The organism is Kitasatospora sp. NPDC004799 (genome assembly GCF_040609095.1).
GTDB lineage: Bacteria > Actinomycetota > Actinomycetes > Streptomycetales > Streptomycetaceae > Kitasatospora.
Genome location: NZ_JBEXJK010000118.1, coordinates 1 through 20,723 on the forward strand (window position 1 = coordinate 1; position 20,723 = coordinate 20,723).

Below are 20,723 nucleotides of genomic sequence, written 5' to 3' on the forward strand. Positions count from 1 at the left end.
CGCTGATGGCCAGCGCGAACTGCTGCTTGATGACGGTGGCCATCGCGTCGTCCACCTCGACGGGCTGGATCAGCTGGGCCTTGGCCAGCGAGGTGCAGGAGATCACTACTGTCGGAATCCATCACATGCGAAACGAGTGATTTGAAAAATTCTTCAAGTTCATACATGCTGGCGTGCCGTTGGACCGGTACGAGGCGCGTCAGGGCGCCGCCGCCGGACGCAGGAAGGGGCGGTCGTGACCGCGGCAATCGGCGAGCAGCGGCCGGCCGCCGGCCGGTTGGGAGTGGGCACGGCATGAGCCTCGCCACCGTCATCGGCGAACGGGTGCGGGCGGTCCTGCCCACCCGCGAGATCCTCGCCACCATGGGCCGCTCCCCGCGCAAGGACCTGCTGGCCGGCCTCACGGTCGCGATCGTGGCGCTGCCGCTGGCCCTGGGCTTCGGCATCTCCTCCGGCGCGGGCGCCGAGGCCGGACTGGCCACCGCCGTCGTCGCCGGAGCGCTGGCCGCCGTCTTCGGCGGCTCCAACCTCCAGGTGTCCGGCCCGACCGGCGCCATGACCGTCGTCCTGGTCCCGATCGTCGCCCGCTACGGCACCGACGGCGTGCTCACCGTCGGCCTGCTGGCCGGCGTGGTCCTGGTGGTCCTCGCCCTGCTCCGGGCCGGGCGCTGGATGGCGTACGTGCCGGTGCCCGTGGTGGAGGGCTTCACCGTCGGCATCGCCGGGGTGATCGCCCTCCAGCAGGTGCCCGGCGCGCTCGGGGTCGACAAGCCCGAGGGCGACAACCCGGCCGTGGTCGCGGCCCGGGCGGTGCGCGAGTTCGCCGCCGCGCCGCACTGGGCGTCCGTCGGGGTGGCGCTCGCGGTCGCGGCCGTGATGCTGGTCGGCGTACGGCTGCGGCCCGCGCTGCCGTTCTCGCTGATAGCCGTCGTCGCCGCGACCGTCACCGCCAAGGCCGTCGGCCTGCCGGTGGCCACCATCGGCCATCTGCCCGCGGGCCTGCCGGCGCCCTCGCTGGGCTTCCTCGACCTCTCTGCCGTCCCCGCGCTGCTGCCCTCCGCGTTCGCGGTCGCCGCGCTGGCCGCGCTGGAGTCGCTGATGTCCGCGACGGCCGCCGATGCGATGAGCGTCTCCGAGCGGCACGACAGCGACCGCGAACTGTTCGGCCAGGGCCTGGCCAACCTGGCGGCCCCGCTGTTCGGCGGCGTCGCCGCGACCGGCGCGATCGCCCGCACCGCCGTCAACGTGCGCTCCGGCGCCGCCTCCCGGCTCGCCGCCCTGGTGCACGCCGCGGTGCTCGCGGTGATCGTCTTCGCCGCCGCGCCGCTGGTCGCGGGGATCCCGCTGGCGGCCCTGGCCGGGGTGCTGATCGCCACCGCCGTCCGGATGGTCCAGGTCGGCTCGCTGCGGGCGCTGGCCCGCACCGGGCGCGGCGAGGCCGCCGTCCTGGCCCTGACCGCGGCCGCCACCCTGGCCTTCGACCTGGTCACCGCCGTGGTGATCGGCATGCTGGCCTCCGGCGTCCTGGCGCTCGCCGCCGTCGCCCGGGCGGCCCGGGTCGAGCAGGTCCCGCTGCTCGCCGACCTCGCCCCGGCCCCGGGCCGGGAGGTGCCCGCGCCCCGGTCCGACCACCACGTGGAGGAGCAGGCGCTGCTCGCCGAGCACATCGTGGCGTACCGGATCGACGGGCCGCTGCTGTTCGCCGCCGCGCACCGCTTCCTGCTCGAACTCACCCGGTCCGCCGAGGTCAAGGTCGCGATCCTGCGGATGTCGCGGGTCAGTGCGATCGACGCCAGCGGCGCCACCGTCCTCGGCGACGCCATCACCGAACTCCGGCGGCGCGGCACCCTGGTGCTGGTCTCCGGCATCAGGGACGAGCACCACCGCCCGCTGGACGCCCTGGGCGTGCTCGACCGGCTGCGCGCCGACGGACACGTCTTCGCCGGCACGCCCGAGGCCATCGCCCACGCCCGTGCGCACCTGCGCGACGGGGACGCCGCCGCCGACCACGACCTCACGGCCACCGGCGCCGGCGGCACCGCCGGCTGACCGGCACCGGCCGGGGCCGGCACCCCGCCGACCTCCGCACTCGTCCCGCGGATCCCTTCGAACACCCTGGATATCCTGAACCCATGAGCGACAACCTTCCCCCGTGCCCGCAGTGCTCCAGCGAGTACACCTATGAGATGAACGCCCTCATGGTCTGCCCCGAGTGCGGCCACGAGTGGGTGCCCGGCGGTGCCGACCAGGCCGGAGCGCCGGCCGGCGAGCGCGTGATCAAGGACGCCGTCGGCAACGTGCTGAGCGACGGCGACACCGTGACGGTGGTCAAGGCGCTCAAGGTCAAGGGCAGCGCCTCCGGCATCAAGGCCGGCACCAAGGTGCGCAACATCCGCCTGGTGGACGGTGTCGACGGGCACGACATCGACTGCCGCATCGAGGGCTTCGGCGCCATGCAGCTCAAGTCCAGCGTGGTCAAGAAGGCCTGACCCGAGCGGTCCCGCACGGCCGCGCCCCGCCGAGGAGATCGGTGGGGCGCGGCCTTCGCGTTTTCCGGGCCGCCGAGGGCGCGACCGGCTGGGGTGGAGCGGCCGTCCGAGTTAGTTATATGCTCACAATGATTACACCAACACAACTAATCGCTGGAGCGTTCGTCATGCCCGATGCCGCTCGACCGCGGCCCTGGCTCGTCCTCGCCATCTGCTGCATGAGCCTGCTGATCGTCAGCCTCGACATCACCATCATGAACGTGGCCCTGCCCGCCATCCGGCGCGATCTGGACACCTCGGTGTCCGGGCTGCAGTGGACCGTCGACGCCTACACCCTGGTGCTGGCGAGCCTGCTGATGCTCGCCGGCTCGACCGCCGACCGGATCGGCCGCCGCCGGGTGTTCCGGATCGGGCTGGTGGTGTTCACCGCGGCCTCCCTGCTGTGCAGCCTGGCCCCCGGACTCGGCTGGCTGATCGCCGCGCGGATGCTCCAGGCGGTCGGCGGATCGATGCTGAACCCCGTCGCCATGTCGATCATCAGCAACACCTTCACCGACGCCCGGCAGCGCGCCCGCGCGATCGGCGTCTGGAGCGGCGTGGTGGGCCTCAGCATGGCCGCCGGGCCGATCATCGGCGGCGCGCTGGTGGAGTCGGCCGGCTGGCGGGCGATCTTCTGGATCAACGTCCCGATCGGCCTGGCGGCGCTCGTCCTCACCACCCTGTACGTGCCGGAGTCGCGGGCGGCCCGCACCCGCCGGGTGGACCCGCTCGGCCAGCTGCTGGTCGTCGTGCTGCTCGCCGCCCTCACCTACGCGATCATCGAGTCGCCGGAGCGCGGCTGGACCTCGCCCGTGGTGCTCGGCTGCACGGCGGCGGCGCTCGGCGCGCTGCTCGGCCTGCTGTGGTACGAGCCCCGGCGCACCGACCCGCTGATCGACCTGCGGTTCTTCCGCTCCGCGCCGTTCTCGGGCGCGACCGTGATCGCGGTCGCCGCCTTCGCCGGCCTCGGCGGCTTCCTGTTCCTCAGCTCCCTGTACCTCCAGGACGTCCGCGGCCTCGACCCGCTGCACGCCGGGCTGTTCATGCTGCCGATGGCCGTCATGTCGCTGCTCACCGCGCCGCTGTCCGGCCGGATGGTGGCCTCCCGGGGGCCGCGCACGCCGCTGCTGGTGGCCGGGACGACGCTGACGGCGAGCGCCGTGCTCCAGGCGGTCGGCTACTCCGCGCACGTGCCGACGGCCCTGCTGGTCGTCGCCTTCCTGCTCTTCGGCACCGGCTTCGGCGTGGTCAACGCGCCCATCACCAACACCGCCGTCTCCGGGATGCCCCGCGCGCAGGCCGGGGTGGCGGCCGCGGTGGCCTCCACGAGCCGGCAGGTCGGCCAGTCGCTGGGCGTCGCGGTGACCGGTGCCGTGATGGCCGGGGCCGCCCAGGGGGACCCGGCGGCCTTCGCCGGGGCGGCCCGGACGGCGTGGTGGATCATCGCCGGCTGCGGGGCCGCGGTGCTGGTCACCGGTACGCTCACTTCCGGCCGGTGGGCCCGGGCGACGGCCGAGCGCACGGCGCGGCGGCTCGCCGCCGAGGACGCGGCCGAGGGAACCAGGGAGACGAAGGAGACGGTGGACGCCTGATGGAGCGCCTTGACGCCGGTGGGCACCCGCAGGGGGACGAGGCCGACGCCGGAACGGCGGCCCGGGTCTGGCAGGGGATGAACGCGCTCGTGCTGGAGCGCTACAACCGCCGCAAGACCGTCGCCGACGCCCTCGGCATGAGCTTCAGCCGGGTCAGGGCGCTGCGCCGGCTCGCCGCCGGCCCGATCACCCTGCGGGAGCTGGCCGAGCGGCTGACCGCCGACCCGCCGTACACCAGCGTCATCGTGGACGACCTGGTGCGGCGCGGCTTGGCCGAACGCCTCACCAACCCGGCCGACCGGCGCTCCAAGCTGGTCCACCTCACCGAGGAGGGCGAGGCGAAGGCCGCCCTTGCCACCGGGATCCTCACCACCCCGCCGGACGCCCTGCTCGCCCTGCCCCCGGAGGACATCCGCGCACTCGACCGGGTGCTGGCGAAGCTCCTGGGCTGACCCACCCGGCCGTCGGCCGGGCGTCAGGCGGACGGCTCCGGCCGGTGAACCGGTCAGACGGCCAGGCCGGGGAGGACCTGGGCGCCCGGGAGCCGGGCCAGGGCCCAGCCGGGGAGGATGAGCTTGCCGCGGCGCCGGCCGCTGCCGACCAGGACGTACGGTGCCGCGGCCACCGCCTCGTCGATCAGCAGCGGCCAGCCGCCGGGCAGGCCGACGGGGGTGATGCCGCCGTACTCCATGCCGGTCAGCTCGACCGCGGTGTCCATCGGCGCGAAGGACGCCTTGCGGGCGCCCAGGTGGGTGCGGACCGCCTTGTTGACGTCCACCCGGGTGGTCGCGAGGGCCAGGCACGCGGCCAGGGTCACCTCCCCGGCGCGCTTGGCGGCGACCACGACGCAGTTCGCGGACAGCTCCGGCGGCACGTCGTAGGCGGCGCAGAACACGGCGGTGTCCGCCAGCTCCGGGTCGCTGTCCACGTGGAGCACCGAGGCGGCGGCCCCGGGCGCCTCCCAGTCCTTCAGCGCGTCGGCGACGGGCGTGGCGAGGTCCGCGACCACCTCCAGCGCGGGCACGGCGGTGGCGAAGTTCCCGAAGGGCGGGCGTACGGACTCACTCATGGGACCGGACTGTAGCGCGGCCGCCGCGCGGTCAGCCGTACGGGACGACCGCGACCGGGCAGTGCACGTGGTGGATCGCGGCGTGCGCCACCGGGCCGAGGTGGTGGTGGCGCAGCGGCAGCCGCCGGGTCCGGCGGCCGACCACCAGCAGCCGGGCCGGCGCGGCGGCGTCCACCAGGGCGACGGCGGCCTTGCCGCGGACCAGCTCGGCGGTCACCGTCACCTCGGGGTGCCGGGCCCGCCAGGGGTCCAGGGCCTGTGCCAGCCCGCCGTGCTCCTCGGCGGACACCTCGCGCTCCAGCCCGCCGATCGCGCCGTAGGACATGTGCTCGCTGCCGGCCGGCGGGGACCAGACGTGCACCACGCGCAGCGGCGCCTCGCGGAGCGCGGCGGCCTCGAAGGCGAAGGCCAGCACCGCGTCCGCCGGGTGCGCCAGGTCCAGGCCGACCGTCACCTCCGACCCGGCCGGTTCGTCCCCCGCCGGGCCGTCCCCCTCGGCCCGGACCAGCACCACCGGGCAGTCCGCCCGCCGCAGCACCTCCTGGCTCACCGAGCCGACCAGGAAGCCGCGCAGCGTGCCCAGCCCGCGCGAGCCGAGCACCAGCACGGCGGCGTCCCGCGCGGCCGCCTCCAGCGCCTCGACGGGATCGGCGGCCACGGACGAGGCGGCCACCGCCACCTCCGGCGCGAGGGTGCGCAACTCGCCCTCCCGCTCGGCGAGTTGCGCCAGCGCGGAGCGGTCGCCCGGTCGGCTCCCGGGCGCCAGGTGCTTGGGCCGGGGCCAGGCCTGGAGGACGTCCAGGCGCAGGCCGCGGCGCCTCGCGGGCGGCCCACGCGGCGGCGGCCAGGCTCTCGGGTGAGCCGTCGAATCCGACGACGACGGGTCCGGTCACGGCGTGCTCCTCAGTTCCGGGTACGGCCCCCAGCAGCCGGAGCCCAGTATCCGCGCGGGCCCCGGCCGGCGCCTCCGGAGGCCCGATGCCTCCCGGAAGTCCGGCACCGGCGGCCAGGTGCCTCCGGGCACCCGGTTCGGCCGTCCGGCTGGTCGGCCGGGCGGCGGCGCGGCACGCCCGGGTGCGGCCGGGGTGCCGGGCTAGGGTCGGCCGGACCGTCCGTCCCGGCCCGGGAGAACGATGCCGAGGGTTCCCGCTGTCCGCTCGCGGTGGGCGCGCGCCGCCGCCGCACTGGCCGTGCTCGCCTCCGCCCTGGCGGGGTGCGCGGGCGGCGGCAGCGCCGGCCCGGTGACCCTGAACTGGTACAACTTCCCGGACGACTCGGGCGCCCTCCAGCAGGCCGCCGACCGCTGCGGGCGGCAGTCCGGCGGCCGCTACGCGATCCGCTACAACAAGCTGCCCCGGGGCGCCGACGGCCAGCGCCAGCAGCTGGTGCGCCGGATGGCGGCGCACGACGCCGACGTGGACATCCTCGGCCTGGACGTCACCTGGCCCGCCGAGTTCGCCGAGGCCGGCTGGATCCGCGAGTGGACGGGGACGATGCGCGAGCGGGCCACCGCCGACACCCTCGCCGCGGCGGTGCGGACCGCGACCTGGCGGGACCGGCTGTACGCGGTGCCGTACAACTCCAACACCCAGCTGCTCTGGTACCGCGACGACCTGGTGCCGACCCCGCCCGGCACCTGGGCGGAGATGCTCGACCGGGCGCGCGAGCTGGCCCGCGAGGGCAAGCCGCACCTGGTGGAGATCCAGGGAGCCCAGTACGAGGGGCTGACGGTCTGGTTCAACACGCTGGTCACCAGCGCGGGCGGCTCGGTGCTCACCCCCGACGCGCAGGGGCCCGCGCTCGGGGAACCCGCCGTCACGGCCGCCGGGGTGATGCGCGACCTGGCGGACTCGGTGGCCGCCGACCCCTCGCTGCCGAACCAGATGGAGGACCAGAACCGGCTCGCCATGGAGTCCGGCACGGCCGCCTTCGAACTCAACTACCCCTTCGTCTACCCCTCGATGAAGGCCAACCGGCCGGAGCTGTTCCCGCACTTCCGCTGGGCCCCGTACCCCGCGGTGAGCGCCGGCCGCCCCGCCAGCGTCACGATCGGCGGGATCGACCTCGCGGTGGGCGCCTACAGCCGGCACCCCGACCTCGCCGCCGAGGCCACCCTCTGCCTGCGCGACCGGGACAACCAGCTCACCAACGCGCTGCTGGGCGGCCTGCCGCCCTCGCTGCGCAGCCTGTACGGGACGGCCGAGCTCACCGCCAGCTACCCGTTCGCCGCCGACGTGCTGGCCGCCCTCGACTCCGCCAGCGTGCGCCCGCAGACCCCGGCCTACCAGAACGTCTCCATCGCCGTCTCGCACACCCTCTCCCCGCCCGCCGGCATCCACCCGGAGCAGGACGTGGCCGACCTCCGCGGGCAGATCCGGGACGCCCTCGGTTCGAAGGGGCTGATCCCGTGACACCGTCCACCGAGACCGCCGCCGCCTCGGCCGGGCCGGAACCCGCCCGGCCGTCGAGCGGCGCCCGCCAGGAGCGCCGGCTGGGCCTGCTGCTGTGCGCCCCCGCGGTGACCGTGATGCTGGCCGTCACCGCCTATCCGGTCGGCTACGCCGTCTACCTCTCCCTGCAGCGCTACGACCTGCGCTTCCCCGAGCAGGCGCACTGGGTCGGCCTCGCCAACTACGGCGCGGTGCTGACCTCGCCGGTGTGGTGGCAGGCGCTCGGCGTCACGGTGCTGATCACCGTGGCGTCGGTGGCCGCCGAACTGGTGCTCGGCCTGGCGCTCGCGCTGGTGATGCACCGTACGGTCCTCGGGCGCGGCACCGTGCGCACCGCGGTGCTGGTGCCGTACGGGATCGTCACGGTGGTCGCGGCCTACTCCTGGCAGTACGCCTGGACGCCGGGCACCGGCTACCTGGCCGCCCTGCTGCCGGAGGGCAGCGCCCCGCTCACCGAGCAGTGGCCGGCCGTCGGGCTGATCGTCCTCGCGGAGGTGTGGAAGACCACCCCGTTCATGGCGCTGCTGCTGCTCGCCGGCCTGGCCCTCGTCCCGGAGGAGACGCTCCGGGCGGCGATGGTGGACGGCGCGGGCCCCGGGCAGCGGCTGCGGCTGGTGATCCTGCCGCTGATGAAGCCGGCGATCCTGGTGGCGCTGCTCTTCCGCACCCTGGACGCGTTCCGGATCTTCGACAACATCTACGTGCTGACCAGCGGCTCCAACGGCACCGGCTCGGTGTCGATCCTCGGCTACGACAACCTGTTCACCGCGCTCAACCTGGGCATCGGCTCGGCGGTCTCGGTGCTGATCTTCGGCTGCGTGGCGCTCATCGCGCTGGTCTTCGTCAAGCTGTTCGGCACCGCCGCGCCCGGCGCGGAACCGGAGCGGCGATGAGCGCCCGGCACGCCCGTACGGTGGCCGGCTGGGCCGTCGCCGACCTGGTGGTGGTGCTCTACGCGCTCTTCCCGGTGTGGTGGATCGTGGCACTCTCCTTCAAGGACCCGAGCACCCTCGCCGACGGCGACTTCGTGCCCCGCCGGTGGACCCTGGCCAACTACCGCGGCATCTTCCAGACCTCGGAGTTCACCCGCGCCCTGGTCAACTCGATCGGCATCGCGGTGATCGCCACCACCGTCGCCGTCGTGCTCGGCACCATGGCCGCGTACGCGGTGGCCCGGCTGCGCTTCCCCGGCAAGCGGCTGCTGATCGGGGTGTCCCTGCTGATCGCGATGTTCCCGCCGATCTCGCTGGTCTCGCCGCTGTTCGACATCGAGCGGGTGCTCGGCCTGTTCGACACCTGGGCCGGGCTGGTCATCCCGTACATGACCTTCTCGCTGCCGCTGGCGATCTACACCCTCTCGGCGTTCTTCCGGGAGATCCCCTGGGACCTGGAGAAGGCGGCCAAGGTGGACGGCGCCACGCCGTGGCAGGCGTTCCGGCTGGTCATCGCGCCGCTGGCGGCGCCGGGCGTGTTCACCACCGGCATCCTGGTCTTCATCTTCTGCTGGAACGACTTCCTGTTCGCGATCTCGCTGACCTCCACCACCTCGGCCCGGACGGTCCCGGCCGCGATCGCCTTCTTCACCGGGAGCTCCCAGTTCGAGCAGCCGACCGGCTCGATCGCGGCCGCCGCCGTGGTCATCACGATTCCGATCGTGCTCTTCGTGCTGCTGTTCCAGCGCCGCATCGTCGCCGGGCTCACCGCCGGCGCGGTCAAGGGGTGAGCCCCGCGGCGGGTTCGGGTTCTACAGGTCGAGTCCGCCCGCACCGGGCGGACCGGGAAGGCGGATCGTGGCCGAGATCGTGCTCGACGGCATCACCAAGCGCTACCCGGACGGCGCCCTCGCCGTCCACGACGTCAACCTCACCGTCGCCGACGGCGAGTTCGTGATCCTGGTCGGCCCGTCCGGCTGCGGCAAGTCCACCACGCTCAACATGATCGCCGGGCTGGAGGACATCACCGAGGGCACCCTGCGGATCGCCGGGGAGGTGGTCAACGACCGCGCGCCCAAGGACCGCGACATCGCGATGGTCTTCCAGAGCTACGCGCTCTACCCGCACATGACCGTGCGCGACAACATGGGCTTCGCGCTGCGCCTGGCCAAGGTGGACAAGCCGACCATCGCCGCCAAGGTCGAGGAGGCCGCCCGGATCCTGGACCTCACCCGGCACCTGGACCGCAGGCCCTCCCACCTCTCCGGCGGGCAGCGCCAGCGGGTCGCGATGGGCCGGGCGATCGTCCGCGACCCCAAGGCCTTCCTGATGGACGAGCCGCTGTCCAACCTGGACGCCAAGCTCCGGGTGCAGATGCGCACCCAGATCGCCGCCCTGCAGCGCCGCCTGGGGACCACCACCGTCTACGTCACCCACGACCAGGTGGAGGCGATGACGCTCGGCGACCGGGTGGTGGTGATGCGCTCCGGCGTCGTCCAGCAGGTCGGCTCGCCGCAGCAGCTGTACGACGAGCCGGTGAACCTCTTCGTCGCCGGGTTCATCGGCTCGCCCGGGATGAACTTCCTCGGCGCGGCCCTGGAGCAGGGCGCCCTGCGCACCTCGCTGGGCGACCTGCCGCTGGACGACCGCACCCGGCGCGCCCTGGAGCGGGCGCGGGCGCCGCGCGAACTGATCGTCGGCATCCGTCCGGAGGACTTCGAGGACGCCGCCCTGTCCGAGGGGCACGCCGGCGGGGTCACCGTCACCGCGATCGTCGAGGTCCGGGAGTCGGTCGGCTCGGACGTCTACGTGCACGTCACGCAGGAGGGCGGGCCGGTGGCGACCGAGGAACTCGCCGAACTCGCGGCCGACTCCGGCCGGGCCGACACCGGCATGCGGGAGCACCGGGTGGTCGCCCGGCTGAACCCCGCCACCCGGGCCGTCGAGGGCGGCCCGCTGGAGCTGTGGGTGGACACGGCGCGCATCCACGTCTTCGACCCCCGCGACGGGGCCAACCTGACCCACCCGGAGCGTTCCTAGCGCGGTCCGGAAGATCCGGAAGATCCGAAAGGCGGGGAAGGCGGGGAGGACCCGGAAGGCCGAACCCCCGGCCGGTGCGCGGTGTGCCTGACCTCAGGTGTCCGAAAGTCGACCTAAATTGCCCGACTATGAGACAAAATGCCGAAATCAGTCGTCGATCGGTGCTCAAGGCCCTCCCCGTGGCCGCCGTCCTGGTGGCGGCCTCCGACGGGCTCCTCGCCCGGCCCGCGCTGGCGGCGACCGCCTTCCCGCAGCCGGACACCTGGAGCGCGCGGCCGGCCGCCGGCGGTCCGAGGGCGGTGCTCGACCGCAGGCTCGACGTCCGGTTCACCGAGACCCACGTCCCGGGCTACGGCACGGTCACCACGCGCACCTTCGACGGGGCCATCCCCGGGCCGACCCTGCGGGTGCGCGGCGGCGACACCCTGCGGCTGACCCTGGTCAACGGCCTGCCGCCGAACCCGCCGCACACCGGCGGGCACAACCGCCCGCACCACCCGAACACCTTCAACCTGCACACCCACGGCCTGCACGTCTCCCCGTCCGGGATCGCCGACAACGTCCTGCGCGAGTTCGCGCCGCGCACGGCCGAGGAGGTCGAGGCCGGTGCCGCCGAGCCGGAGTACCTGACCGTCGTCGAGATCCCGGCCGACCACCCGGCCGGCACCTACTGGTACCACCCGCACGCGCACGGGTCCACCGCCGAGCAGATCAGCGGCGGGATGGCCGGGGTCCTCGTCGTCGAGGGCGACGTCGACGAGGTGCCGGAGATCGCGGCCGCCGCCGACCTCGTCGTCTGCGTCAACGAACTCCGGCTCAGGGACGGCAAGGTCCCCGCGTTCACCACCGGCGACGCCCTGGGCGCCGCCCCGGCCGTCTTCACCGTCAACGGCGAGGTCAACCCCGTCCTCGCGCTGCGCCCCGGCGAGGTCCAGCGCTGGCGGCTGGTGGGGGCGCTCGGCTTCAGCGACCTTTCGCTTCAACTGGTCGACGGAGACGAGAGGTTGACGATGTACCGGATCGCCCAGGACGGGGTGACCTTCGCCGCGCCGGTCGCCGCCGAGACCGTGCTGCTGGCCCCCGGCAACCGCGCCGACGTGCTGGTGCGGGGCGGCGCGACCGGGACGTACGAACTGCGGGCCGCGGGCGTGTCCGTCCCGCTGATGACGGTCGAGGTGGCGGGGGAGGCCGTCGACCCGCCGATGGGGCTGCCGACCGCGCTGCCGCAGGGCATGCCCTTCCTCGACGAGGAGGACATCGCCAACCCCGACGGCGACCGCACGGTGGTCTTCCACATGGACCCGGGTGTCTTCGACCGGCCGTTCACCAACGCCTACCGCATCCTCGGCAGCCACCCGACCCCGGCCGCCGCCACGACGGCCGACGACGGGGACGACCTCTCCCGGGACCCGGCCTACGGCCTGTTCGACCCCGACTACGTCAACCACACCCTGGAACTCGGCACCGTCGAGCGCTGGACCGTGCGCACCGACGACACCCAGCCCGACTTCCACCACCCCTTCCACCTGCACACCAACCACGTCCTGGTCACCCACCGCAACGGCGAGCGGCTCGAGCCGCCGGTGTGGCAGGACACCGTCGACCTGGTCGGCGGCAGGCCGGGCGACAGCGTCACCTTCCTGGTCAAGTACGAGGACTTCACCGGCCGCACCGTCCTGCACTGCCACCAGCTCGGGCACGAGGACTGCGGCATGATGCAGCTGATCGAGTACGTCGAGCCGCGGCGGCCGACGGCCGGGTGACCGCCTCGGGGACGACCGGCCCGACGCCGCGCGGCGTCGGGCCGCTCGGCGGGCCGATCGGCGTCCGGCGGGCCGGGCGGAACCCGGCGCGGCGGAACACCTGGTACGGGTGGTTCGGAACCGGATCCCGGGGTAGAACCCCTGATGCAGCGGCCGTGACCGACCCGGCTGCTCCGGCACCGTGAACGGTGCCACCGGGACCGCGCTTGAAGAAGCCGGGCACAGGTCCTGGGGGAAGAGGCCCGCGACGCACGACGTGCGAGTCCGCACGTGTCGCCGGGCGGTCACCCCGTATGTCCAGGAGCGATCACGTGTCCCCCGACCTGGAAACCCCTGACCTGGAAACCCCTGACCTGGAAACCCCTGATCCCGAAACCCCCGATTTCGAAACCCCGGACCTGGAAACCCGCGGCCCCGCCGTGGCCGTGGACCTGCTGCCCGACCTCCCGCCCAGGCCCACGACGGCCGAGCTGCGCCGGATGGGCAAGTGCGAGGCCCGCGAACTGAGCGACGCGCTGTTCGACCGGCTGGCCGGGCTCGCCCGGGAGACCCACGCCTACAGCTACGTCCGCGGCACGATCATCGAGCTGAACATGCCGCTGGTGCGCTTCATCGCGGCCCGCTTCCGGCACCGCGCCGAGGACATGGACGACATCCTCCAGGTCGGCACGATCGGCCTGATCAAGGCCGTCGACGGCTACGACCCGCAGCGCGGCGTCGAGTTCGTGACGTACGCGATCCCGACCATCACCGGGGAGATCAAACGGTTCTTCCGCGACACCTCGTGGCCGGTGCGGGTCCCGCGCAGCATGCAGGAGCTCTACCTGTCCGTCGCCCGGGGCTCGGACCGCCTGGAGCAGGAGCTCGGCCGGCTGCCGCACCCCGAGGAGATCGCCGAGGACCTGGACATCACCGTCGAGCAGGCCGCCGAGGGGCTGATGGCGGGCCGGGTCTACCGCCCCAACTCGCTGGACGCGCTGCGCGACCAGGACACCGACGAGACGGGCAGCGCCCTGCTCGACCGCCTCGGCGGCTGCGACCCCGGCATCGAACTGGCCGACTTCCGCATCGCCGTCCGCCCGCTGCTGGCCCGGCTGCCCGAACGCGAGCAGACCGTCCTCAAGCTGCGGTTCTGGGACGGGTGCACCCAGTCCCGGATAGCCGAGCGGATCGGCGTCTCCCAGATGCACGTCTCCCGGCTGCTCAGCGCCACCCTGGCCTGGCTGCGGGAGGAACTGGAGGACCGGGACGCCCCCGGCTGGACCGACGAGTCCGCCGAGGTCCCGGCCGAGTCCTAGCCTAGGGAGGGAGAGCCCGGCGGGGGCGGTGGCCGGGCCCGGCAGCGAGGGCGGTCCGGATGAAGGACTTTCCAGTGGCCAACGGGTGGACGGTGGTGCCGCTCAGCGGGGACCTCGACGACTTCTCGGCCCGGGAGGTGCGGCGCCTGTTCGACGCGCTCGCGGACACCGGCACCACCCGGGTGGTCGTCGACCTCACGGCGGTCGGCTTCCTGGACTCCACCGGCCTCAACGTCCTGCTCGGCGCCGCCCGGCGGCTGCGCCGGGAACAGGGCGCCCTGCGGCTGGCCGGGGCCGTGCCGAGGGTGCGGGACCTGGTGGAGCTGAGCGGGGTCGCCGCGGTGCTGCCGCTCTACCCGGATGCGGCGGCGGCCTGTGCCTGAGGACCGGGACCCCGGGCAGCCCGCCGCGACCGACGACGCGTCGGTGCTGCGGGAAGCCGTCGACCGGCTGCGCGCCGAGGCGGAGGGCCTGCGGCGGGCGATGCGCACCCGGGGTGTCATCGAGCAGGCCAAGGGCATGCTCGCCGAACGGCTGGGCTGCACGCCGGAGGAGGCGTTCGGCCACCTCGTCCAGCTGTCGCAGGACACCAACCGCCGGCTCGTGGACATCGCGGCCGGCCTGGTCGGCCTCGCCGCCCCGCTTACCGACCCGGTGGCGGAGGACGAGGGCGAGGGCGAGCGCCCGGTCGCGGACGCCGGGGTGTCCGGGGACGTGGCCTCGGGTCCCCGTCCGGTCCCCGTCGCGGCTCCTGGGCCCGTCCCCGGGCCTGTCCCCGGGCCCGTCCCCGGGCCGCCGGCGGGGGCATTGGTCGGCGGGGTGCCCGGCCTCGCCGCGCGCTACCACCTGGCGGCCTCGGCGCTGGCCAGTGCCGAGACGCCCGAGGAACTGGCCCGGCTGCTGCACCAGGTGGCCCTGGCCCCGGTCGGGGTCGTCGCCGTGGTGCTGGGCCGGCTGGAGCCGGACGGCGCGCTGCTCCTGGTCGGCAGCCACGGCGTGGAGCCCCGCCGGATCAGCCAGTGGCAGCGCATCCCGCCGGAGACCGGGGTGCCGCTGGTGGCCGCCGCCCACGGCGGCAGCCTGGTCTGGGAGTTCGAGCGCGGCCACCGCGGCGGCCGCTCACCCGGCAGCGGGCGGATCGTCCCCGGCCGCAGCGCCTGCGCCGTACCGCTGCGTTCCGGCGAGCGGATCGTCGGCGCGATGAGCCTCGGCTGGGAGGTGCCGGCCGTCCGGGCCCGCGCGGCGACCCGGTACGTGGACGCGCTGTCCGGGCTCGTCGCCGGGCACCTGCTGCGCTTCGGCGCCACGGGCGAGGACGCGCCGGTGGCGGCGGTGCCCGGCGGCGAGCACTGGTTCCGCGCCGTGCTGGACGCCGTGTTCGACCCCGTCCTGGTGCTCTCGGCCGTGCGCGGCGCCGCCCCCGGCGGTGCGATCACCGACCTGCGGGTCCGGTACGCCAACGCCGCGGCCGGCCTCGGTGCGGCGGACGGGCGGCGGCTGAGCGAGCTCCACCCCGGACTGGTGGCGACCGGGGACTTCGCGCGGATCCTGGCGGCCGCGACGACCGGCGCCGGGTACGAGGGACGGACGGAGGACTTCACCGGCGGCGGGCCGGACCGGATCCTGACCCTGCGGGCGGAGCCGTTCCTGGACGGCCTGCTGCTCACCTGGCGCCCCGGGAACGGCGCCGAGCGGGCGGCCCGGCTCCACCGGGCGCAGCGGCTGGCCGGACTGGGCAGCTTCGAATGGGCGCCCGGATCGCCGCCGGAGCTGTCCGGGGAGGCCCTGCGGCTGCTCGGCCTCGACCCCGACCGGACCGAGCCGGTCACGCCGACCGAGCTGGTGGCCCACGTGCACCCCGCCGACCGCCCGGCGGCCCGGCTGTTCCTCCGCCGCCTGCTGGCCGGACGGCGGACGGCGGCGCTGGAGTTCGACGCCGGGCGGCCCGGCGAGGCCACCCGTACGGTGCGGGTCACCGCGGAGGCGGCCGGGGACCCGGCGAGCGGCCGCCCGCGGGTGATCCGAGGGGTCCTGCAGGACGTCACCCGCTGGCACCGCACCGAGCTGGCGCTGGCCGGCGCCCGGGCCCGGCTCGCCGAGCAGCGCCGCCGGGCCGGGGCCGAACACCGTACGGTGCGGGCCCTGCAGAACGCGCTGATGGCGGGCCCCCACGAGCCCGAGCCGGACGCCGCGGTGCTCGACCACGCCGCCCGCTACCTGCCCGCCGGGGACCGCCCCAGGGTCGGCGGCGACTGGTACGACCTGGTCGGCCTCGCCGACGGCCGGATCCTGCTCGCGGTCGGCGACGTCAGCGGGCACGGCCTGGCCGCCGCCGTGGGCATGGCGGAACTCCGGCACGCGCTGCACGGCCTCTGCTACGCCGGCCTGGGGCCGGGGGAGATGCTCGAGCGGCTCAACACGATGCTCTGCCACCAGGGCGGCAGCCGGATCGCCAGCGTGCTGTGCGGGCTGCTCGACCCGGAGGCGGCGACGCTCACCTGGAGCGCGGCCGGGCACTCGCCGCCCGCCGTGCTGCGGGGTACGACCGCCGTCCTCGCCGAGGGCCCCACCGGGACCGTCCTCGGGGCCCTGCCGGAGACCCGCTGCCACGACACCGTGCTGCCGCTGCGGCCGGTCGAGGACACCGTGCTGTTCTGGACCGACGGGCTGCTGAACCGCCGCGACGGCGGCACCATCCGCCCGGACCGGCTGCTGCGCGCGGCCGAGGAGTGCGGCGGCCGCCCGCCGGCGGAGTGCCTGGACCACATCGCCGCCCGCCTCGGCGGCCCCAACCCCGACGACGACAGCTGCCTGCTGGCCGTCCGGCTGCGGGCGGGGCCGGGGCGGGGGTGAGCGGGGGCGGGGGTGAGCGGGGGCGTCAGCGGGCCGGGCGTTAGCGATCGGGCATCCGGGGTAATCGCTGCGGCGGACCACGGGGGTGGGCGCTGCGAGGAGGCGGACGGCATGGACGGACACCAGCGGGTGGAGCGGCGCGGAACCGCCGGACGGCGGCCGCGGCGGGACCCGCTGCTGCGCGTCGTGGGGCTCGGCCTGCGCGGCCGGGCCTGGGACCTGGTGCGCGGGCTGCGGCCGCGCGCCGTCCTCGGGCTCGCCCTGCTGTCGCTGGGCCTGCTGGCCGCGGGCCTGGGGGCGTCGACGGCCCCGTTCCGGTGGGGGCTCACGGGCTGCTGGGCGCTGGCGCTGGCCGTCGCCCTCGCGGTGCTCCGGGCCTGCGCCGACGGGCGGGGGGAGGAGCGGTGAGGGCGCCGCGGGCCTGTTGACGACCGGCCTCGGTGCCGGCGGATCAGGCCGCTCCGGGGAGGCGGGCCTCCAGGTGGCCGGAGAGGACCCGGGTCTCCAGGACGGGCTGGGGCGCGGTGGCCGGGCCGTGCACCACCTCGCCGTCCCGGAGCCGGAACCGGCTGCCGTGCCACGGGCATTGCAGGCAGCCCTCCACCAGGGTGCCCTCGGAGAGCGGGCCGGACAGGTGGGCGCAGCGTTCGGCCAGCACGTGGCAGCGCTCGCCCTCGCGGACCACGACCACGGCCAGTTCGCCGGCCATGACGCGGACGGGCTTGCCGGGCGGGAAGTCCTCCACCGCGCCGAGGCCGATCCAGTCGGCGGGCGCCAGCCGGGGCACGGCGGCGGTCCGGTCCGGGCCGGCGGCCAGCCGGTAGGACAGGTGCCCGCCGAGTGCGGCGCCGGCCGAGACGGCGGTCAGCCCGGCCAGGCCGAGCAGCCGGCCGTGGGCCCGGTGGCCCCGGCAGCGGGCCAGCAGCGAGCCGCCGTACAGCAGCACGCCGGTGGTGTTGCAGAGCGCGTGCACCAGGCCGGTGCGGCGGCGCGGCGGGTCGAGCCGGGCCCAGTCCACCCAGCCGCTGAGCGCGGTGGGCCCGGCGGCCAGCAGGCCGGCCGTCACCAGGGTGTCGGCGGACCGGCGCCCGCCCGGGAGGAAGTCCAGCAGACCGGCGGACACCCAGCAGCCGAGCGGCAGTTGGACCAGCGCCGGGTGGAGCGGGTGGCCGAGCCACACGCCGTGCAGGACGTCGCGGTACGGCCCGAGCGGGAGGGCCTCGACCGCCTCGGCGAGCGGCTGGGCGGGGCCGTCGAGGGCGTGCCAGTGCTGCGGTGCGTCCAGCGCCCGGCGCAGCCGGCGGGACCACCGTTGGGTGTGCGGGGATGTGGTGTCCATACCCCGGCGGCTAGCCGGGCACCGGCCCGTCAAACCCGGTGGCGATCAGCCGTCGAACCGGCCCCAGGTGAGGCCGATGTCGGCGAGGGGGCGGAGCAGGCCGCGGTGGCGGGCGGTCACGTGAAAGCCGCCCTCGGGGACCGACGCCGCCGGGGTGTGGGCGATCACGCCCGGGGCGACGTGGATCTCACTGGGCATGGACGGGGAGCGGAACGACCGCAGGGGCACCCGGTGCAGCAATCCCTCCATCCGGGGCAGCACCTCGGCGGTCGGGCCGCTGCCCCAGGCGATGTAGGGGCCGACCGGGGCCTCGTACAGGGCGAAGTGCAGGAGGAAGCGGCTGAGGGGTTCCGGCTCGGGGGTCGGGGCCTCCTCCTCCAGGGTGTGCCAGACCGTGGGGTCCGTGTCCGAGGCGTCCGGCTCCCAGGGGATCGACCAGTGCCGGCAGCCCTGGTTCTCGTCGCCGATCACGAGCCGGTCGCCGCTCTCCACGGCGCGGTAGTGCTCGGGCCGGCGAAGGAAGTTCTGCCGACCGAGCAGCCCGGGGTGGAGCTCGGCGAGCCGGTGGAAGGCGCGCAGGGCGGGGGGTACGGATCGCGGCGGCTCGGGTGGGGGCTCGGTAGCGGGGCCGGTGGGGTACCAGTCGGTGACGAACAGTTCCAGGGCGCGGCAGGGGTCGGTGTCGACGTGATCGAGCCACTCCACGCCGGGGAGCCGGGGAAGCGGCCCGATGCCCGGCGGCCGTACCAGCGCGAGGACCTCGTCGCTCAGCGGCGGGTCGAACCACAGGGTGCAGGAGTCCATCGTCGAGCCGCTGCCGTGGGCCAGGACGCGCCGGATCAGGCCCAGGTGAAGCAGGCGGCCCGGGCCAAGGCGCACCGCCAGGTGGACGGGCAGGTCACGGTCGTCCGGCGGACGACAGGTGCAGCCGATGCCGAAGCGCGTGCTGACGGGACCGGGTGCGGGGCCGCGCAGGCGGAACTCGCCGTGGTTCCACGCGCAGGCCGCCCCGGGGTCGTCACCGGCCTCCGCGAGGATCACGGTGCCGGCGGCGCCGAGCACCACGGTGGCGCCGGGCAGGGGGTACGCGGTGCGGTCGGGGCCGGCGAGGTCCAGCAGGGCGGCTTCGGGCACGAGGTCCTGACGGGAGGGCGGCACCGGGTGAGTCCAGGCCGTCCCTGGTCCGCACCGGCGTTGAGCGGGCGACGGCGTGGTCTCGCTGCGTGATCGGCGCATACTGTCCGTAAACAAACGGAGGTGCTCATGCCCATGGTGGATGTCGCTGCCCTCGGCCGACTGGTCGCGGAGTACGAGGCCCTGACCCCGTCGAGCTCGCCGGAGGCCGGGCAGCGGCTGCGCGACGTCTGCTACACGATCGGCATCTACACCGGGGAGGCCGACGCGGTCCGTGCGGTCGCGCGGGCCCGCATGCTGCTGGGGCGTCAGGGGCCGGGCGACGTCGGTGGGGCGGCGGCCGGGGCGCCGGTGACGGAGCGGGCCCGTGCGGCGCTGCTGGCCGAACTCGGCGAGCTCGCGGCCCGGGAGCGGCTGCGGCCCGCTCCGCTGCCGACCCTGCAGGACGTGGTGCAGCTGACCAGGGTCACCGTCCCGGACTGCCTGGGCGCCGCCGTGAGCACCTGGCACGACGACGGCTCGGTCGAGACCTTCGCGGCGAACCCGTCGTACCTGCTGGCGCTCGAACGCGCGCAGCGCGGGGCGGAGACGGGCCCGCTGCCCCGGCTGCGCCGCCAGGGCGAGGGACAGGTCGTGGTCCCGCTGGACCCGGGCCGGCCCGGCCGGTTCGCCGACCGGGCCCGGCGCTGCGGGGTGCGGGCCGTGGTCGGCGCCCACCTGCGCACCCATCCGCACGGCTGCACGGTGTTCAGCGCCTACCTGCGCACGCCGGTCGAGCCCGGCACGCCGGCCCTCGGGTTGGTGGAGGTGCTCGCCCTCCAGGCGTCGGCCGCGCTCGACCGCCACGCGCTGTCCAGGGCGGTGGCCGACCTGCTGGACCGCCGGCACGCCACCGGCCTGGCCATCGGCATCACCGCCGAGCGGTTCGGGGTGACGCCGCACGCCGCGCTGGGCCTGCTGGTCGGGGCCGCCCAGCGGCTGGGCACGGACCTCGACACGGTGGCCCGGCACCTGGCCGAGGGCGACCGGTCGCGGTCCGGGCCCGGCGAGCGGGGCGGCTCGTAGCGGGGCAGGGGCCGCCGGGAGGGTTGCGGCGGCACCGGACGGGCAGGCGCACGGGCGGCCGGGAAGGCCCCGGCCGCACCGTACGAGGAGGCCCGGATGAGCATGGTGAAGGAGTCCGTGGAGGTGGCCGTGCCCCTGCACACCGCCTACAACCAGTGGACCCAGTTCGAGGAGTTCCCACGCTTCATGGAGGGCGTCGACTCGGTGACCCAGCTGGACGACCGGCACAACCACTGGCGCACCAGCATCGGCGGCGTCACCCGGGAGTTCGACACCGAGATCGTCGACCAGGAGCCCGACGAGCGGATCGCCTGGCGGACCGTGGACGGCGAGGTGGACCAGAAGGGGGTGGTGACCTTCCGGCGGATCGACGAAGGCCACACCAGGGTCGCCATGGCCATCGACTTCCGGCCCGAGGGCATGGCGGAGCGGGCCGCCGACGTCACGGGCGTGGTCGACCGCCGGGTGAAGGGGGACCTGAGGCGGTTCAAGGAGTTCATCGAGGAACGCGGCCGGGAGGAGGGCGGCTGGCGGGGGCGGATCAGCCCGGGTTGAGCCCGCCGTCGTCCGTCCGCTCGACGGCTCGCTGTCCGTCCGCGCGACCCCCGCTGGTGCAGGACCGGCCGGGGTGGCGCCGTGCTGATCGTCGCGCGGGTGCAG

General features: G+C 75.2%; 19 protein-coding genes. 15 read left to right on the forward strand and 4 right to left on the reverse strand.

Features of this window, described 5'->3' with window-relative positions:
• Window positions 1–294: 294 nt before the first annotated feature.
• The 4 genes from ABZW03_RS17355 to ABZW03_RS17370 all read left to right on the forward strand — a co-directional run bounded on the left by ABZW03_RS17355 (window position 295) and on the right by ABZW03_RS17370 (window position 4,572).
• Window positions 295–2,049 carry a SulP family inorganic anion transporter gene (locus ABZW03_RS17355; RefSeq protein ID WP_355258269.1) on the forward strand — a complete coding sequence of 585 codons (1,755 nt, stop codon included), beginning with the start codon at window positions 295–297 and terminating at the stop codon, window positions 2,047–2,049.
• Between the two features lie 83 nt (window positions 2,050–2,132).
• Window positions 2,133–2,489, forward strand: a complete 357-nt coding sequence (locus ABZW03_RS17360; RefSeq protein ID WP_355258272.1) for a zinc ribbon domain-containing protein YjdM — start codon at window positions 2,133–2,135, stop codon at window positions 2,487–2,489.
• A 167-nt stretch (window positions 2,490–2,656) separates the two neighbouring features.
• Window positions 2,657–4,120 carry an MFS transporter gene (locus ABZW03_RS17365; RefSeq protein WP_355258274.1) on the forward strand — a complete coding sequence of 488 codons (1,464 nt, stop codon included), beginning with the start codon at window positions 2,657–2,659 and terminating at the stop codon, window positions 4,118–4,120.
• Entirely contained in the window at window positions 4,120–4,572 is a 453-nt protein-coding gene (locus tag ABZW03_RS17370; RefSeq protein ID WP_355258277.1) for a MarR family transcriptional regulator, read from the forward strand. Before ABZW03_RS17365 ends, ABZW03_RS17370 begins: the two co-directional genes overlap by 1 nt.
• A gap of 53 nt (window positions 4,573–4,625) precedes the next feature.
• Here the strand turns inward: ABZW03_RS17370 and ABZW03_RS17375 are convergent, their stop codons facing one another.
• Window positions 4,626–5,189, reverse strand: coding sequence for a YbaK/EbsC family protein (locus ABZW03_RS17375; RefSeq protein WP_355258279.1), 564 nt, complete (start codon window positions 5,187–5,189; stop codon window positions 4,626–4,628).
• Between the two features lie 31 nt (window positions 5,190–5,220).
• Window positions 5,221–5,997 (reverse strand): universal stress protein, encoded by a 777-nt coding sequence (locus ABZW03_RS17380; RefSeq protein ID WP_355258317.1) that lies wholly within the window; start codon window positions 5,995–5,997, stop codon window positions 5,221–5,223.
• 325 nt (window positions 5,998–6,322) lie between these two features.
• Here ABZW03_RS17380 and ABZW03_RS17385 point away from each other — a divergent pair, with 325 nt between their 5' ends.
• The 9 genes from ABZW03_RS17385 (at window position 6,323) to ABZW03_RS17425 (ending at window position 16,933) form a co-directional block, all read left to right on the forward strand.
• The gene (locus tag ABZW03_RS17385; protein ID WP_355258282.1) at window positions 6,323–7,600 is read left to right on the forward strand and encodes an ABC transporter substrate-binding protein; all 1,278 of its coding nucleotides are present in this window, start codon (window positions 6,323–6,325) and stop codon (window positions 7,598–7,600) included.
• Window positions 7,597–8,532, forward strand: coding sequence for a sugar ABC transporter permease (locus ABZW03_RS17390; RefSeq protein WP_355258284.1), 936 nt, complete (start codon window positions 7,597–7,599; stop codon window positions 8,530–8,532). The genes ABZW03_RS17385 and ABZW03_RS17390 overlap by 4 nt, the downstream gene beginning before the upstream one ends.
• Entirely contained in the window at window positions 8,529–9,362 is an 834-nt protein-coding gene (locus ABZW03_RS17395) for a carbohydrate ABC transporter permease (protein WP_355258286.1), read from the forward strand. Before ABZW03_RS17390 ends, ABZW03_RS17395 begins: the two co-directional genes overlap by 4 nt.
• 67 nt (window positions 9,363–9,429) lie before the next feature.
• Window positions 9,430–10,611, forward strand: coding sequence for a sn-glycerol-3-phosphate ABC transporter ATP-binding protein UgpC (gene ugpC / locus ABZW03_RS17400; protein WP_355258289.1), 1,182 nt, complete (start codon window positions 9,430–9,432; stop codon window positions 10,609–10,611).
• 161 nt (window positions 10,612–10,772) lie between these two features.
• Window positions 10,773–12,374, forward strand: coding sequence for a multicopper oxidase domain-containing protein (locus tag ABZW03_RS17405; protein ID WP_355258292.1), 1,602 nt, complete (start codon window positions 10,773–10,775; stop codon window positions 12,372–12,374).
• Window positions 12,375–12,793: 419 nt separating this feature from the next.
• Window positions 12,794–13,672 (forward strand): SigB/SigF/SigG family RNA polymerase sigma factor, encoded by an 879-nt coding sequence (locus tag ABZW03_RS17410; protein WP_355258295.1) that lies wholly within the window; start codon window positions 12,794–12,796, stop codon window positions 13,670–13,672.
• Between the two features lie 59 nt (window positions 13,673–13,731).
• Window positions 13,732–14,055, forward strand: coding sequence for an STAS domain-containing protein (locus ABZW03_RS17415; protein ID WP_355258298.1), 324 nt, complete (start codon window positions 13,732–13,734; stop codon window positions 14,053–14,055).
• Window positions 14,048–16,525, forward strand: a complete 2,478-nt coding sequence (locus ABZW03_RS17420; protein ID WP_355258301.1) for a SpoIIE family protein phosphatase — start codon at window positions 14,048–14,050, stop codon at window positions 16,523–16,525. Before ABZW03_RS17415 ends, ABZW03_RS17420 begins: the two co-directional genes overlap by 8 nt.
• 111 nt (window positions 16,526–16,636) lie before the next feature.
• Window positions 16,637–16,933: a hypothetical protein gene (locus ABZW03_RS17425; RefSeq protein WP_355258304.1), complete on the forward strand. Its 297-nt coding sequence runs from the start codon at window positions 16,637–16,639 to the stop codon at window positions 16,931–16,933.
• Between the two features lie 43 nt (window positions 16,934–16,976).
• On the opposite strand, the gene ABZW03_RS17430 is transcribed toward ABZW03_RS17425, so the two are convergent.
• Together ABZW03_RS17430 and ABZW03_RS17435 are read right to left on the reverse strand one after the other, a co-directional pair.
• Window positions 16,977–17,864, reverse strand: a complete 888-nt coding sequence (locus tag ABZW03_RS17430) for a Rieske 2Fe-2S domain-containing protein (RefSeq protein WP_355258307.1) — start codon at window positions 17,862–17,864, stop codon at window positions 16,977–16,979.
• 45 nt (window positions 17,865–17,909) lie between these two features.
• Complete coding sequence (locus ABZW03_RS17435; RefSeq protein ID WP_355258309.1) at window positions 17,910–19,022, reverse strand: hypothetical protein; 1,113 nt, start codon at window positions 19,020–19,022, stop codon at window positions 17,910–17,912.
• A 111-nt stretch (window positions 19,023–19,133) separates the two neighbouring features.
• On the opposite strand from ABZW03_RS17435, the gene ABZW03_RS17440 reads away from it, so the two are divergent.
• Both ABZW03_RS17440 and ABZW03_RS17445 read left to right on the forward strand, forming a co-directional pair.
• Window positions 19,134–20,063: a DUF5133 domain-containing protein gene (locus ABZW03_RS17440; RefSeq protein WP_355258311.1), complete on the forward strand. Its 930-nt coding sequence runs from the start codon at window positions 19,134–19,136 to the stop codon at window positions 20,061–20,063.
• A gap of 96 nt (window positions 20,064–20,159) precedes the next feature.
• Window positions 20,160–20,618: an SRPBCC family protein gene (locus ABZW03_RS17445; RefSeq protein WP_355258314.1), complete on the forward strand. Its 459-nt coding sequence runs from the start codon at window positions 20,160–20,162 to the stop codon at window positions 20,616–20,618.
• Window positions 20,619–20,723: the final 105 nt, after the last annotated feature.